General features: G+C 62.4%; 10 protein-coding genes. 9 read left to right on the top strand and 1 reads right to left on the bottom strand.

The annotated features are described in order from the left end of the window. Nucleotides 1–456 precede the first annotated feature (456 nt). Nucleotides 457–2,901, bottom strand: a complete 2,445-nt coding sequence (locus J3P88_RS28120; protein WP_434576639.1) for a penicillin-binding protein 1A — start codon at nucleotides 2,899–2,901, stop codon at nucleotides 457–459. 208 nt (nucleotides 2,902–3,109) lie between these two features. Here J3P88_RS28120 and J3P88_RS28115 point away from each other — a divergent pair, with 208 nt between their 5' ends. The 9 genes from J3P88_RS28115 to gltB all read left to right on the top strand — a co-directional run bounded on the left by J3P88_RS28115 (nucleotide 3,110) and on the right by gltB (nucleotide 16,186). Continuing rightward, nucleotides 3,110–4,174 carry a type IV pilus assembly protein PilM gene (locus J3P88_RS28115; RefSeq protein ID WP_186706085.1) on the top strand — a complete coding sequence of 355 codons (1,065 nt, stop codon included), beginning with the start codon at nucleotides 3,110–3,112 and terminating at the stop codon, nucleotides 4,172–4,174. Continuing rightward, complete coding sequence (locus J3P88_RS28110; protein WP_434572890.1) at nucleotides 4,174–4,740, top strand: PilN domain-containing protein; 567 nt, start codon at nucleotides 4,174–4,176, stop codon at nucleotides 4,738–4,740. Before J3P88_RS28115 ends, J3P88_RS28110 begins: the two co-directional genes overlap by 1 nt. Beyond that, nucleotides 4,737–5,360 carry a type 4a pilus biogenesis protein PilO gene (gene pilO, locus J3P88_RS28105; protein ID WP_186706083.1) on the top strand — a complete coding sequence of 208 codons (624 nt, stop codon included), beginning with the start codon at nucleotides 4,737–4,739 and terminating at the stop codon, nucleotides 5,358–5,360. The genes J3P88_RS28110 and pilO overlap by 4 nt, the downstream gene beginning before the upstream one ends. Continuing rightward, nucleotides 5,357–5,887: a pilus assembly protein PilP gene (locus J3P88_RS28100; protein WP_272972270.1), complete on the top strand. Its 531-nt coding sequence runs from the start codon at nucleotides 5,357–5,359 to the stop codon at nucleotides 5,885–5,887. The genes pilO and J3P88_RS28100 overlap by 4 nt, the downstream gene beginning before the upstream one ends. A gap of 13 nt (nucleotides 5,888–5,900) precedes the next feature. After that, nucleotides 5,901–7,988 (top strand): type IV pilus secretin PilQ, encoded by a 2,088-nt coding sequence (gene pilQ, locus J3P88_RS28095; RefSeq protein WP_434572888.1) that lies wholly within the window; start codon nucleotides 5,901–5,903, stop codon nucleotides 7,986–7,988. Between the two features lie 4 nt (nucleotides 7,989–7,992). Then, on the top strand, nucleotides 7,993–8,511 hold the full coding sequence (gene aroK / locus J3P88_RS28090) for a shikimate kinase AroK (protein ID WP_060739556.1): 519 nt from the start codon (nucleotides 7,993–7,995) through the stop codon (nucleotides 8,509–8,511). 148 nt (nucleotides 8,512–8,659) lie between these two features. Then, a complete protein-coding gene (aroB, locus tag J3P88_RS28085; protein ID WP_434572886.1) occupies nucleotides 8,660–9,760 on the top strand; it encodes a 3-dehydroquinate synthase in 1,101 nt (366 codons plus the stop codon). Nucleotides 9,761–9,770: 10 nt separating this feature from the next. Then, nucleotides 9,771–11,387: an AAA family ATPase gene (locus J3P88_RS28080; protein WP_434572884.1), complete on the top strand. Its 1,617-nt coding sequence runs from the start codon at nucleotides 9,771–9,773 to the stop codon at nucleotides 11,385–11,387. Nucleotides 11,388–11,737: 350 nt separating this feature from the next. After that, complete coding sequence (gene gltB, locus J3P88_RS28075; RefSeq protein ID WP_434572882.1) at nucleotides 11,738–16,186, top strand: glutamate synthase large subunit; 4,449 nt, start codon at nucleotides 11,738–11,740, stop codon at nucleotides 16,184–16,186. Nucleotides 16,187–16,218 lie beyond the last annotated feature (32 nt).

Below are 16,218 nucleotides of genomic sequence, written 5' to 3'. Positions count from 1 at the left end.
GGAGCTTGCTCCCGCTCGGCTGCGTAGCAGTCGCAAACCGAGCAATGCGGTCGGTCTATAAACATGCAGGGCCTGCTGCGCAGGCCAGCGGGAGCAAGCTCCCTCGCCACGGGTTTTGGGTTGTCTGGGCTGCCGCCATCGCGAGCAAGCTCGGCTCCCACATTGGTTCGGTGGTGGACGTTGATTGTGCGACCGCCACAAATCCCTCTGTGGGAGCGCGCTTCAATCACCCAAGGCCTCTCAGCCCAACGCTCGAGCCTCAATCCAACCCTGTGACGAGGGGGCTTGCTCCCGCTCGGCTGCGTAGCAGTCGCAAACCGGGCAATGCGGTCGGTCTATAAACATGCAGGGCCTGCTGCGCAGGCCAGCGGGAGCAAGCTCCCTCGCCACGGGTTTTGGGTTGCCTGGGCTGCCGCCATCGCGAGCAAGCTCGGCTCCCACAGGGATGTGGATGGGTCAGAACAAATCGATCGGTGCCGCTTCGTCCGCCGGCAGCGGGCTGCCCGGGGCGACGCCGTTGCCCAGCTCGTTGACCGACGGTGGCGTGTCTTCGCTCTTGAACAGTTCGAAGTACGCCCCTGGGGTGCCTGGCGTGGCCGCACGGCCGCTGACCGGGTCGACCCGCAGGCTGAGGATGCCTTCCGGCTCCGGCTGGGTGTGCGGCGGTTTGTCCTTGAGGGCGGCACCCATGTAGTTCATCCAGATCGGCAGCGCCACGGTGCCGCCGAACTCGCGGCGGCCCAGGCTTTCAGGCTGGTCGAAACCGGTCCAGACGGTGGTCACGTAGTCGGCGTTGTAGCCGGAAAACCAGGCGTCCTTGGATTCATTGGTGGTGCCGGTCTTGCCCGCCAGGTCAGTGCGGCCCAGGGCCAGGGCGCGACGGCCAGTGCCGAGCTTGATAACGTCCTGCAGCATGCTGTTGAGAATGTAGGTGGTGCGGCCATCGACAATGCGCTCCGCGATGGCGGGTGCTTGCGGCAGGCCTGGGGCCGTCGCGGCTTCACCTGGTGTCGCATTGACCGTGAACGTCTCGGTGGACGGTGCGGCGACGCCATCGCTGGCCGGCTCGCCCGTGGGGACCCGTGGCGGGTTGGCAACAAACAGTGTCTCGCCATTGCGACTTTCGATCTTGTCGATGATGTACGGGGTGATCTTGTAGCCGCCGTTGGCAAACGTGCTCCAGCCCATGGCGATTTCCATCGGCGTCAAGGTCGCGGTGCCCAAGGCCAGGGACAGGTTGCGCGGCAGGTCCTGCTTGTTGAAGCCGAACTTGCTGATGTAGTCGATGGTGCGGTCCACGCCCAGCGCTTGCAGCAAGCGGATCGAGACCAGGTTACGGGATTTGTACAGCGCCTCGCGCAGGCGAATCGGGCCGAGGAAGGTATTGGTGTCGTTCTTCGGTCGCCAGACCTTGTCCAGGTATTCATCGACGAACACGATCGGCGCATCGTTCACCAGGCTGGCGGCGGTATAGCCGTTATCCAGGGCGGCGCTGTAGACAAACGGCTTGAAGCTCGAGCCTGGCTGGCGCTTGGCCTGCAAGGCGCGGTTGTAATTGCTTTGCTCGAAGGCGAAGCCACCCACCAGCGAGCGGATCGCGCCGTTCTGTGGGTCGAGGGACACCAGCGCGCCCTGGGCGGCCGGGATCTGGCTGAACTTGAGCGTATTGTCCGCCTGGCGCTGGACGCGGACCAGGTCGCCGACCTGGGCCACGTCCGACGGTTGCCGTGGGTTGGCGCCCATGCTGTTGGTGTTGAGGAATGGGCGGGCCCATTTCATGGTGTCCCAGGCTACGTGTTCTTCCTGCTCGCCATTGCGGGTCAGCACCTTGATGCCGTCCTTGTCCACCGAGGTGACGATCGCTGGCTCCAGGCTGCTGATGGTGCGTTGCTTGGTCAGTTCCAGGGCCCAGGCTTCCTTGGTCTTGCCCGGCAGGCGCGATTCAGGGCCACGGTAGCCGTGGCGCTGGTCGTAGGTCATCAGGCCCTCGTGCAGCGCGGTGTTGGCCATTTCCTGCAAGTTGCTCGGCACCGTGGTGGTCACGCGAAAACCTTCGGTGTAGGCGTCGCTGCCATAACGCCCGACCATCTCGGCACGGGCCATCTCGGCAATGTACGGGGCGTTCACTTCCGGCGTCGGCACGTGATAGCTGGCGTTCAGCGGCTCATTGATCGCGGCGGTGTAGTCGGCCTCGGTGATCTTGCCGAGCTTGTACATGCGTCCCAGGATCCAGTCGCGTCGCTCCTTGCTGCGCGTCGGGTTGGCCAGCGGGTTGAAGCGCGACGGGGCCTTGGGCAGGCCGGCGATCATCGCCATCTGCGCCAGGCTCACATCGCGGATCGACTTGCCGTAATACACCTGCGCCGCCGCCTCGATGCCGTAGGCGCGGTTGCCCAGGTAAATCTTGTTCACGTACAGCTCGAGGATTTCATCCTTGGTCAGTTGCCGTTCGATCTGCAGGGCCAGGAGGATCTCGGTGGTCTTGCGCGAAAAGCTGCGCTCGCTGGTCAGGAAGAAGTTCTTGGCCACTTGCATGGTGATGGTGCTGCCGCCGGACTGGATGTGCCCGCTCTTGACCAACTGGCTGGCCGCGCGCATCAGGCTGCCAGGATCGACGCCATAGTGGTTGGCGAAGTTATCGTCTTCAGCACTTAGTAACGCATTGATGAAATTGGGGGGAATGTCGGCGAAACGGATCGGTGTGCGGCGCATTTCGCCAAATTCGGCGATCAACTTGTTGTCGCTGCTGTACACCCGCAAAGGAATCTGCAACTGAATACTTCTCAGCGCCTCCACGGACGGCAAACCCGGACTAAGGTAAAGAAAAGCACCGCTCAGGCCCAAGAGCAGTCCGCAGAAAACGGCGACGATGGACCATCCGAAAAATTTCAGCAGACGAATCAAGGCTTTTGGATATCCAGGCAAAGAATGAAAAAGGCGCCAGGTGCAGGGATGGACCCGTGCTTGCAACAAAGCGAAAAAAAACGCTGGGCATTATAAGCATTTTTTTTCGTCAGGCATGCCATCCGGACGTCCGTCGGACGGCCGTGATTGAACGCAATGCATATTAGAGAGTCCGTAACTCACGGATAGTCATAGGGAATTGGTAGTGCTACGACTCTTCAATAAAAAAGCCCATGCGCTTCTGGGGATCGACATCAGTTCGACGTCGGTGAAGCTGCTCGAGTTGAGTCGCCAGGGCGAGCGATACCGCGTCGAGTCCTACGCGGTCGAACCGTTGCCGGCCAACGCCGTGATCGAGAAGAACATCGCCGAGCTCGAAGGGGTGGGGCAGGCGTTGTCGCGGCTGCTGGCCAAGGCCCGGACACCCCTGCGCAGCGTGGCGGTGGCCGTGGCGGGCTCGGCGGTGATCACCAAGACCATCGAGATGGACGCCGGCCTGTCCGACGACGAGATGGAGAACCAGCTCAAGATCGAGGCCGATCAATACATCCCCTATCCGCTGGATGAGGTGGCCATCGATTTCGAAGTGATGGGCGTTTCGCCCCGCAGCGCCGAACGCGTCGAAGTACTGCTGGCGGCCTGCCGCAAGGAAAACGTCGAGGTCCGCGAGGCGGCGTTGGCGCTCGCCGGGCTGACGGCCCGGGTGGTGGATGTGGAGGCATATGCGCTGGAACGGGCGTTTGGCCTGCTCGCCACGCAACTGGCCGCGTCCCAGGAGCGGCTGACAGTGGCGGTCATCGACATCGGCGCCACCATGACCACCCTCAGCGTGCTGCATAACGGGCGCATCATCTATACCCGCGAACAACTGTTCGGCGGCCGCCAGTTGACCGAGGAAATTCAGCGCCGCTACGGCCTGACACCCGAGCAGGCGGGCCTGGCGAAGAAGCAGGGTGGGCTGCCGGACGATTATCTCGGCGAAGTGTTGCAACCTTTTCGCGAGGCCCTGGTGCAGCAGGTTTCGCGCTCCCTGCAATTTTTCTTCGCCTCGGGCCAGTACAGCGCGGTGGATCACATCCTACTGGCCGGGGGCACGGCTTCCGTCGCCGGCCTGGACCGGCTGATCGAGCAACGCCTGGGCACGCCGACCCAGGTGGCCAACCCGTTCACCAACATGGCCCTGAGCAGCAAGGTCAATGCCGGTGCCCTGGCCAGTGATGCGCCAGCGCTGATGATCGCTTGCGGGCTAGCCCTCAGGAGTTTCGACTGATGGCGCGGATCAACCTGCTTCCCTGGCGCGAAGAGCTGCGCGAAGAACGGCGCAAACGCTTTCTGCTGGCCTTGGTGGGCGCGCTGGTCGGAGCGGTCGGGATGATTCTGGTCGCCGTCCGCTACATCGACAACGCCATCGACCACCAGGTTGCTCGCAACAGCCATCTCTCCGGCCAGATCGCCGTGCTCGATGAGCGCATCAAGCAGATCAGCGAATTGAAAGCCCGTCGCCAGCAATTGCTGGAGCGCATGCGCATCATCCAGGACTTGCAAGGAAATCGACCGGTCAGCGGACGCATCTTCGACCAGTTGGTGCGGACCCTGCCGGATGGCGTTTACTTCACCGAAGTGAAAATGGAAGACCGGACGCTCTTCATCAAGGGCGCTGCGGAATCGAACAACCGGGTCTCGGACCTGATGCGCAACCTGGACTCGTCGGACCTGTTCGATGCGCCCAGTTTGACGGAGGTGAAGGCGACCACCGCTGGCCAGCTCGACCAGGCCAACGTTTTCCAGCTGACGGTTCGCCAGACCCGCCCGGTCGAAGTGGAGGACGCCGAATGAAGCCGGGGGAGTGGTTCGACGCGCTGCGCAAGATCGACATCAATGATCTGGACACCAACAATATCGGCTCCTGGCCGGCACCGATCAAATGGCTGGCCGGCATCCTGCTGGTGGCCCTGGTGCTGGGGCTGGGCTATAACTTTGCCTTGAGTGACCTGGAAAACCAATTGCAGCAGGTGCGCGAGGAAGAGAACACGCTCAAGGCGCAATTCGCGGGCAAGGCCCACATGGCCGCGAACCTGGAACGCTACACCGAGCAGATGAAACAGATGGAAACGTCTTTTGGTGTGCTGTTGCGGCAATTGCCCAGCGATACCGAGGTGCCGGGCCTGCTGGAAGACATTACCCGCACCGGGTTGGGCAGCGGCCTGGAGTTCGAGGAAATCAAGCTGCTGCCGGAAGTCACCCAGCCTTTCTATATCGAGCTGCCGATCCAGATCACCGTGACCGGCGGCTACCACGACCTGGCGACGTTCGTCAGTGGGGTGGCGGGGCTGCCCCGGATCGTCACGCTGCATGATTTCGAGATCGCCCCGATGGAGCCCGAGGCTGGCACGAAACTGCGCATGAGCATCCAGGCCAAGACCTACCGCTACAACGAGCAGGAGGCGCAGCCATGAGGCCGATGGTGTGCCGTCTCTGTCTGCTGGCAGGCCTGGTCGTGTTGGCGGGCTGCAACAATGACAGCGGGTTCAGCGACCTGGACGCCTACATGAACGAAGTGCGCCTGCGCCCGCCCGGCAAGATCGAGCCGACGCCGACGTTCAGGCCCCAGGAGACCTTTACCTACAGCGCCGCCAACCTGCGCAGCCCGTTTTCCCGGCAGGTCCGTGTGGACCAGGCCGACCGGCAGCGCGGCTCGCGCAACGTCCGGCCCGACCCCAACCGGGTCAAGCAGTACCTGGAAGGCTTCAACATCGAACAGTTCGAAATGGTCGGTACGATCTCCAACGCCGCGGGCTCCTTCGCGCTCCTGCGGGGCGCGGGCGGGGTGCACCGGCTCAAGGTCGGTGACTATCTGGGACGCAACGACGGGCGGATAGTCGCCATCAGCGCCACCCAGGTCGATGTGGTCGAAATCGTTCCCGATGGCGAGGGTGCCTGGCTGGAGCGACCCCGGACCATTCCTTTGAAAGAGCATTCATAGTGGAAGTCGAACAATGAACAGGTTTTTTTCAGCCCTCGGTATTTCGCTATGGACAGCGCTGTTATCGCCGATGGTTCTTGGGGCCGGCCTGAAGACGCTGGATGTGGCGGCGTTGCCGGGGGACCGTGTCGAGTTGAAACTTATCTTCGACGGACCGCCGCCGACACCGCGGGGCTACACCACCGAACAACCAGCCCGGATTGCGCTGGACCTGCCGGGCGTGACCAATCAACTGGCCAGTAGAAGCCGCGACCTGGGTGGGGGCAATGCGCGTAGCGCCACCGTGGTCGAGGCGGGGGATCGCACCCGGTTGATCATCGGCCTGACTCAACTGGCGCCGTATGACACCCGGGTCGAAGGCAATAACCTGTTCGTGGTGGTCGGCAAGGGCGCCGCCCCGAAGAGCACTGCCCGCAACAGCACCGCCCAGGCTCCGCGCCCGGCGGTGGCCAGCGCGGCGCCTGCCAGGAGCAGTGCGCCGGTGGGCAAGGCGATCCGTGGGGTGGATTTCCAGCGCGGGACCCAGGGCGAAGGCAACGTGGTGATCGATTTGTCCGATCCGTCCATCGCCCCGGACATCCAGGAGCGCGAAGGCAAGATCATTCTCAATTTCGCCAAGACCCAATTGCCCGAGCCGCTGCGGGTGCGCCTGGACGTCAAGGACTTCGCCACCCCGGTGCAATTCGTCAATGCCAGCGCCGGTAGCGACCGAGCGACCATCAGCATCGAGCCCAGCGGCACCTTCGACTACTCGACCTACCAGACCGACAACAAGCTCACCGTCAGCGTCCGGCCCATGACCGTCGACGACCTGCAAAAACGCAACGCCGACCGCGCTGCCTACAGCGGCGAAAAACTCTCGCTCAACTTCCAGGACATCGAGGTGCGTTCGGTTCTGCAATTGATTGCCGACTTTACCAACCTGAACCTGGTGGCCAGCGACACGGTACAGGGTGGCATCACCCTGCGGCTGCAAAATGTGCCGTGGGACCAGGCGCTGGACCTGGTGCTCAAGACCAAGGGGTTGGACAAGCGCAAGGTCGGCAACGTGCTGCTGGTGGCCCCGGCCGATGAAATCGCGGCGCGGGAGCGCCAGGAGCTGGAGTCGCAAAAGCAGATTGCCGACCTGGCGCCACTGCGGCGTGAGCTGCTGCAGGTCAACTATGCGAAGGCGGCGGACATCGCCAAGCTGTTCCAGTCGGTGACCAGCGCCGAGGCGAAAGCCGATGAGCGCGGCACGATCACGGTGGATGAGCGCACCAACAACATCATTGCCTACCAGACCCAGGACCGGCTCGACGAACTGCGCCGGATTGTGGCGCAGCTGGATATTCCGGTACGCCAGGTGATGATCGAGGCGCGAATTGTCGAGGCCAACGTCGACTACGACAAAAGCCTGGGCGTGCGCTGGGGCGGTTCGATCCAGAACAAGGGCAACTGGAACTCCTCGGGGGTGACCACCGGCACCTCCACCACCATCGGCACGCCGGGCAGTACCGGCACCAATCAGCCGTTCGTGGATCTGGGCGCCTCGGGCAATACTTCGGGGATCGGCATTGCGTTCATCACCGACAACGTATTGCTGGACCTTGAGCTGACGGCCATGGAGAAAACCGGTAACGGGGAAATCGTCTCCCAGCCCAAGGTGGTGACGTCCGACAAGGAGACGGCCAAGATCCTCAAGGGCACGGAGATTCCTTATCAGGAAGCCAGCTCCAGCGGTGCCACCTCGGTGTCGTTCAAGGAGGCCTCGCTGTCCCTGGAAGTGACCCCGCAAATCACCCCGGACAACCGCATCATCATGGAGGTCAAGGTCACCAAGGATGAGCCGGACTACCTGAACAAGGTGCAGGATGTGCCGCCGATAAAGAAAAACGAAGTCAACGCCAAGGTCTTGGTCAATGATGGCGAGACCATTGTGATTGGCGGGGTTTTCTCAAATACTCAGAGCAAGGTCGTAGATAAGGTGCCATTTCTTGGCGATGTGCCGTATCTTGGCCGCCTTTTCCGGCGTGATGTGGTTTCGGAGAAAAAATCCGAGCTGCTGGTGTTCCTCACTCCGCGTATCATGAATAACCAGGCGATTGCTGTGAGTCGTTGATTCTGTGCGAAATTTGATTCTTGTTGGGCCGATGGGCGCTGGAAAAAGCACCATCGGCCGTTTGCTGGCCAAAGAGCTGCGCCTGCCGTTCAAAGATTCCGACAAGGAAATTGAATTGCGCACGGGTGCCAATATCCCATGGATCTTCGATAAGGAAGGCGAGCCGGGCTTTCGTGACCGTGAGCAGGCGATGATTGCCGAGCTGTGCGCGTTCGAGGGCGTGGTGTTGGCCACCGGCGGTGGTGCGGTGATGCGCGAAGCCAATCGTCGGGCGCTGCATGCCGGCGGACGAGTGGTCTATTTGCACGCCTCTGTCGAGCAGCAGGTCGGCCGCACTGCCCGGGACCGCAACCGGCCGCTGTTGCGCACCGCCGACCCGGCCAAGACCCTGCGCGACCTGCTGGAGCTGCGTGATCCGTTGTATCGGGAGATCGCCGACCTGGTGGTGGAAACCGATGAGCGGCCGCCGCGGATGGTGGTGCTGGATATTCTCGATCGCCTTCAGCAGCTACCGCCCCGTTAATGCGCCTGGCGAAATGCGCTATCCTCGACGTCCCGTTTTGGCCCGTCTGGGGCGTGGCGTATGGCCATTAACTGGCGTCAGGACAAGCACCGTGGACTTTCGTTAATTGCAGGCAGGACGCCTGATTCCATCTTCACTGTGGGGACACATGCAGACACTTAAGGTCGACCTGGGCGAGCGCAGCTACCCGATTCATATTGGCGAAGGCTTGTTGGACCAGCCTGAACTGCTGGCGCCGCATATCGCCGGGCGGCAAGTGGCGATCATTTCCAATGAAACCGTCGCGCCTCTGTATCTGGAGCGTCTGACCCGCAGCCTGTCGGCCTTTTCGGTGATTTCCGTGGTATTGCCCGACGGCGAAGCCTTCAAGAATTGGGAAACCCTGCAACTGATTTTCGACGGCCTGCTGACCGCACGGCACGATCGCCGTACCACGGTGATTGCCCTGGGCGGCGGTGTGATCGGCGACATGGCCGGTTTTGCCGCCGCCTGCTACCAGCGTGGTGTCGATTTCATCCAGATCCCCACTACGCTGTTGTCGCAGGTCGACTCGTCGGTGGGCGGCAAGACCGGAATCAACCATCCGCTGGGCAAGAACATGGTCGGTGCGTTCTATCAGCCCAACGTGGTGCTGATCGACACCGCCACCCTCAATACCTTGCCGGCTCGCGAGCTGTCTGCGGGGCTGGCGGAAGTCATCAAGTACGGGCTGATCTGCGACGAACCGTTCCTGGGCTGGCTCGAAGAGAACGTCGACCGCCTGCGTGCGTTGGATCAAACGGCGCTGACCTACGCCATCGAGCGCTCCTGCGCCGCCAAGGCCGCCGTGGTCGGTGCCGATGAGCGTGAGTCCGGGGTGCGCGCCACGCTCAACCTGGGGCACACCTTTGGCCATGCCATCGAAACCCACATGGGCTATGGTGTCTGGCTGCACGGTGAAGCGGTTGCGGCCGGTACGGTCATGGCCCTGGAGATGTCCGCGCGCCTGGGCTGGATCAGCGAGCAGGAGCGCGATCGCGGTATTCGTCTGTTCCAGCGCGCCGGGCTGCCGGTGGTTCCGCCCGAGGAAATGAGCGAGGCGGATTTTCTTCAACACATGGCAATCGACAAAAAAGTGATCGACGGTCGTCTGCGCCTGGTGCTGCTGCGCCACATGGGCGAAGCGGTGGTGACCGACGATTATCCGAAAGAAGTTCTACAGGCCACGCTGGGAGCGGACTACCGCGCCCTGGCTCAGCTTAAAGGTTAATAAGACTGCGATGACTAGTTTGCATGCCGACGAGGCTTTCCTCGGCCATTTCCAATTGAGTCATGACCCTTTTGCCCCACGGGTCCCGGGCTTCAAGTTCTTCCCCGCCCAGCGCAAGCCGGTGCTGGGCCAGTTGCATCATCTGGCGCGCTACAGCCAGTTGCTCCTGGTGGTCACCGGTCCCCAGGGCAGCGGCAAGACCTTGCTGCGCCAGGCCCTGGTGGCCAGCACCAACAAACAGTCGGTGCAAAGCGTGGTGGTATCGGCCCGTGGCGCCGGCGATGCCGCCGGCGTGTTGCGCCAGGTGGCCCAGGCGCTGAACGTCGCCCAGGCTGAAGTCGGTGCCATTCTCGATCAGATCGTGCAACTGGCGCTGACCGGGCAGGAAGTCTATCTGCTGGTGGACGATGCCGAGCAACTTGACGAATCGGCCCTCGAAGCCCTGCTGGCCCTGGCGGCCGGTGCGCCGGAGGGTCGCCCCCATGTGTTCCTGTTCGGCGAGTCGTCGCTGATCGCCGACCTGGACCAGTTGAACCTCGAGGAAGAGCGCTTCCACGTCATCGAACTGGCGCCCTACACCGAGGAAGAAACCCGTGAATACCTGGCCCAGCGTCTTGAAGGTGCGGGGCGGGGCATCGAACTTTTCACCGCCGATCAGATCTCTGAGATTCACGAAAGCGCCGACGGTTGGCCTGGCAACATCAACCAGGTTGCCCGCGATGCTCTCATCGAAGTCATGATTGCCAGCCGCTCAGCGGTGAAGCGTCCAAGTATGGGGTTCAACATGCCGAAGAAACACGTATTGGCAATTTCCGCCGTCGTCGTGGTTGCAGTTGCCGCCGCCTGGCTGATGCCGGGTCGCAGCAAGGCGCCAACCACCGGCGCACCTGCCAACGAACAGGCGCAACTGCCCCTTGGCCAAGGTACACCGCAACCCAACGGCGGTGCACCGGCGGTGGAATTTGCCGGCAATACCCAGCCGATGCCGCTGCCGCTGGTCGGCAACTCGCAACCGGTCATGCGTGGGCCCCTGGCGGAAGCCGCAGGTGGAATCACCGAGGGTGACGACGGTGCGCCGCCTCCGATCGAAGACACCAGCGACGTGCCACCTACCGTGACCACCACCGCGCCGCCTGCGGGCGTACCGGTCGGTCCTGCGCCGACGACGCCTGCACCAGCTCCAGCCGCCAAGCCGACCCCAGCGCCCACTCAGGTCGCCACCGCCAAGCCTGCACCGGTTCCAGCGCCTGCGGCCAAGCCGGCAGCGCCAGCACCGGCGGCCAAGCCGGCAGCGCCAGCACCGGCGGCCAAGCCTGCCGCTGCCCCGGCCAAGGCCGCGGGCGGTAGCTGGTACGCCGGCCAGGCGCCGGGCAACTACGTGGTGCAAATCCTCGGCACAAGCTCCGAAACCGCGGCGCAGAACTTCGTCAAGGAACAGGGCGGCGAGTACCGTTATTTCAAGAAAGTGCTCAACGGCAAGCCGCTCTATGTCATCACCTACGGCAGCTTTGCCAACCGTGATGCAGCCGTTTCCGCCATCAAGGCCTTGCCAGCGAAGGTTCAGGCTGGTAAACCTTGGCCTCGCACTGTCGCCAGCGTCCAACAGGAACTGGCAGCAACTCGCTGAAGATTCGGCGGCCTTACCCAGGCCGCCTCTCCCGGCAACCTCAAAATTTCCGCAAGGGCGGGCGGCCTTTCAGGCCGCGCGCCTTGTGGTGTCTGCGTCACAGTAGCGTTTGAGTCGTAGCGGTCGAACCCAAAAAAGTTTTGACTAGCACAGCATATAGCTTTAAACCTTTCACAAATGCGACATGGATTTGCGACAGTTCGTCGTCAAATTTGTGAGCCCCTGTGTCGGTGTGTACAATGACCTCCCTTTTGCCCCCGCAAAGCTGGCGTACGTTCGGCGCGGCATGCAACTGGTTGAATTGAAAAGAAATTTGTCTCGATAAGAGGCAGCCTGGTGAGAAAGTGTCTATGAAAGCAGGTCTGTACCAACCAGATGAATTCAAGGATAACTGCGGTTTTGGCCTGATAGCCCATATGCAGGGCGAGCCCAGTCATACCCTTTTGCAAACGGCCATTGAGGCCCTGACCTGCATGACCCACCGCGGTGGGATCAACGCCGACGGCAAGACCGGTGACGGTTGTGGCTTGCTGATTCAAAAACCCGACGAGTTCCTGCGTGCCGTAGCCCAGGAAACGTTTGGGGTAACCCTGCCCAAGCAGTACGCCGTGGGCATGGTGTTCTTCAACCAGGACCCGGTGAAGGCCGAGGCGGCTCGCGAAAACATGAATCGCGAGATCCTGGCCGCCGGCCTGCAACTGGTTGGCTGGCGCAAAGTGCCGATCGACACCAGCGTCCTCGGCCGCTTGGCGCTCGAGCGCCTGCCGCAGATCGAGCAGGTGTTCATCGCTGGCGAAGGCCTGAGCGACCAGGACATGTCGATCAAGCTGTTCAGCTCCCGTCGTCGTTCGTCCGTGGCCAATGCCACCGACACCGATCACTACATCTGCAGCTTTTCCCACAAGACCATCATTTATAAAGGCCTGATGATGCCGGCGGACCTCACCGCCTTCTATCCAGACCTCAGCGATGAGCGCCTGAAAACCGCGATCTGCGTGTTCCACCAGCGCTTCTCCACCAACACCCTGCCGAAATGGCCGCTGGCCCAGCCATTCCGCTTCCTCGCCCACAACGGCGAGATCAATACCATTACCGGCAACCGCAACTGGGCCGTGGCCCGTCGCACCAAGTTCGCCAACGATTTGATGCCGGACCTCGAAGAGCTTGGCCCGCTGGTCAACCGGGTGGGTTCGGACTCCTCGAGCATGGACAACATGCTGGAGCTGATGGTGACCGGTGGAATCGACCTGTTCCGTGGCGTGCGCATGCTCGTGCCGCCAGCCTGGCAGAACGTCGAGACCATGGACCCGGACCTGCGCGCCTTCTACGAATACAACTCCATGCACATGGAGCCGTGGGACGGCCCGGCCGGTATCGTCATGACCGACGGTCGCTACGCCGTCTGCCTGCTGGACCGTAACGGTCTGCGTCCGGCGCGCTGGGTCACCACCACCAACGGGTTCATCACCCTGGCCTCGGAAATCGGGGTCTGGAACTACCAGCCCCAGGACGTCATCGCCAAGGGCCGCGTAGGTCCGGGCCAGATCTTTGCCGTGGACACCGAGACCGGCCAGATCCTCGACACCGATGCCATCGACAACCGCCTCAAGTCCCGTCATCCGTACAAGCAATGGCTGCGCAAGAACGCCCTGCGCATCCAGGCGACCATGGAAGACAACGACCACGGTTCGGCTTTCTATGATGTCGACCAGCTCAAGCAGTACATGAAGATGTACCAGGTGACGTTCGAAGAGCGTGACCAGGTGCTGCGTCCGTTGGGCGAGCAGGGCTACGAAGCGGTCGGCTCCATGGGCGACGACACGCCGATGGCCGTGTTGTCGCAACGCGTGCGCACTCCGTACGACTATTTCCGCCAGCAGTTCGCCCAGGTGACCAACCCACCGATCGACCCGCTGCGCGAGGCGATCGTGATGTCCCTGGAAATCTGCCTCGGTGCCGAGCGCAACATTTTCCAAGAGTCGCCGGAACACGCCTCGCGGGTGATCCTCAGTTCGCCGGTGATTTCCCCGGCCAAGTGGCGCTCGCTGACCAACCTCGATCGTCCCGGCTTCGAGCGTCAGGTCATCGACCTGAACTACGACGAGAACATCGGCCTGGAAGCGGCGATCCGCAACGTTGCGGACCAGGCTGAAGAAGCGGCGCGCGCCGGGCGTACCCAGATCGTGCTGACCGACCGTCACATCGCCCCGGGCAAACTGCCGATCCACGCCTCGCTGGCCACCGGTGCGGTGCACCATCGCCTGACCGAAAAAGGCCTGCGCTGCGATTCCAACATCCTGGTGGAAACGGCTACCGCACGCGATCCGCATCACTTCGCAGTGCTGATCGGCTTCGGCGCTTCGGCGGTGTATCCGTTCCTGGCTTATGAAGTGCTGGGCGACCTGATCCGTACCGGTGAAGTGCTGGGCGACCTCTACGAGGTGTTCAAGAACTACCGCAAGGGCATCACCAAGGGCCTGCTCAAGATCCTGTCGAAGATGGGCATCTCGACCATCGCCTCGTACCGTGGCGCACAACTGTTCGAAGCCATCGGCCTGTCCGAAGAGGTCTGCGAGCTGAGCTTCCGTGGCGTGCCGAGCCGTATCAAGGGTGCGCGCTTCGTCGACATCGAAGCCGAACAGAAAGCCCTGGCCGCCGAGGCCTGGAGCCCGCGCAAGCCGATCCAGCAGGGCGGTTTGCTGAAGTTCGTTCACGGTGGCGAATACCACGCCTACAACCCGGACGTGGTCAACACCTTGCAAGCCGCCGTGCAACAGGGCGACTACGGCAAGTTCAAGGAATACACCTCGCTGGTGGACAACCGTCCGGTGTCGATGATCCGCGACCTGCTCAAGGTCAAGACCCTCGACACGCCGCTGGACATCAGTGAAGTAGAGCCGCTGGAGTCGGTGCTCAAGCGCTTTGATTCGGCCGGTATTTCCCTCGGTGCGTTGTCCCCGGAAGCCCACGAAGCCCTGGCCGAAGCCATGAACCGCCTCGGTGCGCGTTCCAACTCCGGTGAAGGCGGCGAAGACCCTGCGCGCTACGGCACCATCAAGAGTTCGAAAATCAAGCAGGTGGCCACCGGCCGCTTCGGTGTGACGCCGGAATACCTGGTCAACGCTGAAGTGCTGCAGATCAAGGTCGCCCAGGGTGCCAAGCCCGGCGAAGGCGGCCAACTGCCCGGCGGCAAGGTCAACGGCCTGATTGCCAAGCTGCGCTATGCGGTTCCCGGCGTGACCCTGATCTCGCCACCGCCGCACCACGACATTTATTCGATCGAAGATTTGTCGCAACTGATCTTCGACCTCAAGCAGGTGAACCCCAAGGCGCTGGTCTCGGTGAAATTGGTGGCGGAAGCGGGCGTTGGCACCATCGCCGCCGGCGTGGCCAAGGCCTATGCCGACCTGATCACCATCTCCGGCTACGACGGCGGCACCGGTGCATCGCCGTTGACCTCGATCAAGTACGCCGGTGCGCCGTGGGAGCTGGGCCTGGCTGAAACCCACCAGACCCTGCGCGGCAACGACTTGCGCGGCAAGGTCCGGGTGCAGACCGACGGTGGCCTGAAGACTGGCCTGGACGTGATCAAGGCCGCCATCCTCGGCGCCGAGAGCTTCGGCTTCGGCACCGCGCCGATGATCGCCCTGGGCTGCAAATACCTGCGCATCTGTCACCTGAACAACTGCGCTACCGGCGTGGCGACCCAGAACGACAAGCTGCGCAAGGACCACTACATCGGCACCGTCGACATGGTGGTGAATTTCTTCACCTACGTGGCCGAGGAAACCCGCGAGTGGTTGGCGAAACTGGGCGTGCGCTCCCTTGAAGAGCTGATCGGCCGTACCGATCTGCTGGACATCATCGAGGGGCAGACCGCCAAGCAGCATCACCTGGACCTGACCCCGTTGCTGGGCAGCGATCTGATTCCGGCAGACAAGCCTCAGTTCTGCCAGGTTGATCGCAACCCGCCCTTCGACAAGGGTGAGCTGGCCGAGAAGATGGTCGACATGGCCGCTGCGGCGATCAACGACCTGAGCGGTGCCGAGTTCGAACTGGATATCTGCAACTGCGACCGTTCCATCGGTGCGCGGATCTCCGGCGAAATCGCGCGCAAGCACGGCAACCAAGGCATGGCCAAGGCACCGGTGACCTTCCGCTTCAAGGGCACCGCGGGCCAGAGCTTCGGCGTCTGGAACGCCGGTGGCTTGAACATGTACCTGGAAGGCGATGCCAACGACTACGTGGGCAAGGGCATGACCGGCGGCAAGCTGGTCATCGTTCCGCCCAAGGGCAGCGTCTACAAGACCCAGGACAGTGCAATCATCGGCAACACCTGCCTCTACGGCGCCACGGGCGGCAAGCTGTTCGCCGCCGGCACCGCGGGCGAGCGTTTTGCCGTGCGTAACTCCGGCGCCCACACCGTGGTGGAAGGCACCGGCGATCACTGCTGCGAGTACATGACCGGTGGTTTTGTCTGCGTGCTGGGCAGGACCGGTTATAACTTCGGCTCTGGCATGACCGGCGGTTTCGCCTACGTGCTCGACCAGGACAACACCTTCGTTGACCGGGTCAACCACGAACTGGTGGAAATCCAGCGGATCAGCGGCGAGGCGATGGAGGCCTACCGCAGCCATCTGCAAAACGTGCTGAACGAGTACGTCGCGGAAACCGACAGCGAGTGGGGTCGTGAGCTCGCCGAGAACCTCGATGACTACTTGCGCCGTTTCTGGCTGGTCAAGCCCAAGGCTGCCAACCTGAAATCGTTGCTTTCCAGCACTCGTGCCAACCCGCAGTGATATGCGCCTGAAGAGTTTGATGAGGTTTTAAC

The sequence above is a fragment of the Pseudomonas sp. Z3-6 genome (assembly GCF_051131985.1).
Classification (GTDB): domain Bacteria; phylum Pseudomonadota; class Gammaproteobacteria; order Pseudomonadales; family Pseudomonadaceae; genus Aquipseudomonas; species Aquipseudomonas zanjanensis.
This window is presented reverse-complemented; position numbering and strand designations above follow the sequence as displayed.

What these genes read in the sequence shown, in the direction of transcription:
- J3P88_RS28110 (WP_434572890.1), top strand. Translation starts at nt 4,174, where the DNA reads ATGGCGCGGATCAACCTGCTTCCCTGGCGCGAAGAGCTGCGCGAAGAA.
- gltB (WP_434572882.1), top strand. Translation starts at nt 11,738, where the DNA reads ATGAAAGCAGGTCTGTACCAACCAGATGAATTCAAGGATAACTGCGGT.
- J3P88_RS28080 (WP_434572884.1), top strand. Translation starts at nt 9,771, where the DNA reads ATGACTAGTTTGCATGCCGACGAGGCTTTCCTCGGCCATTTCCAATTG.
- pilO (WP_186706083.1), top strand. Translation starts at nt 4,737, where the DNA reads ATGAAGCCGGGGGAGTGGTTCGACGCGCTGCGCAAGATCGACATCAAT.
- aroB (WP_434572886.1), top strand. Translation starts at nt 8,660, where the DNA reads ATGCAGACACTTAAGGTCGACCTGGGCGAGCGCAGCTACCCGATTCAT.
- J3P88_RS28100 (WP_272972270.1), top strand. Translation starts at nt 5,357, where the DNA reads ATGAGGCCGATGGTGTGCCGTCTCTGTCTGCTGGCAGGCCTGGTCGTG.
- pilQ (WP_434572888.1), top strand. Translation starts at nt 5,901, where the DNA reads ATGAACAGGTTTTTTTCAGCCCTCGGTATTTCGCTATGGACAGCGCTG.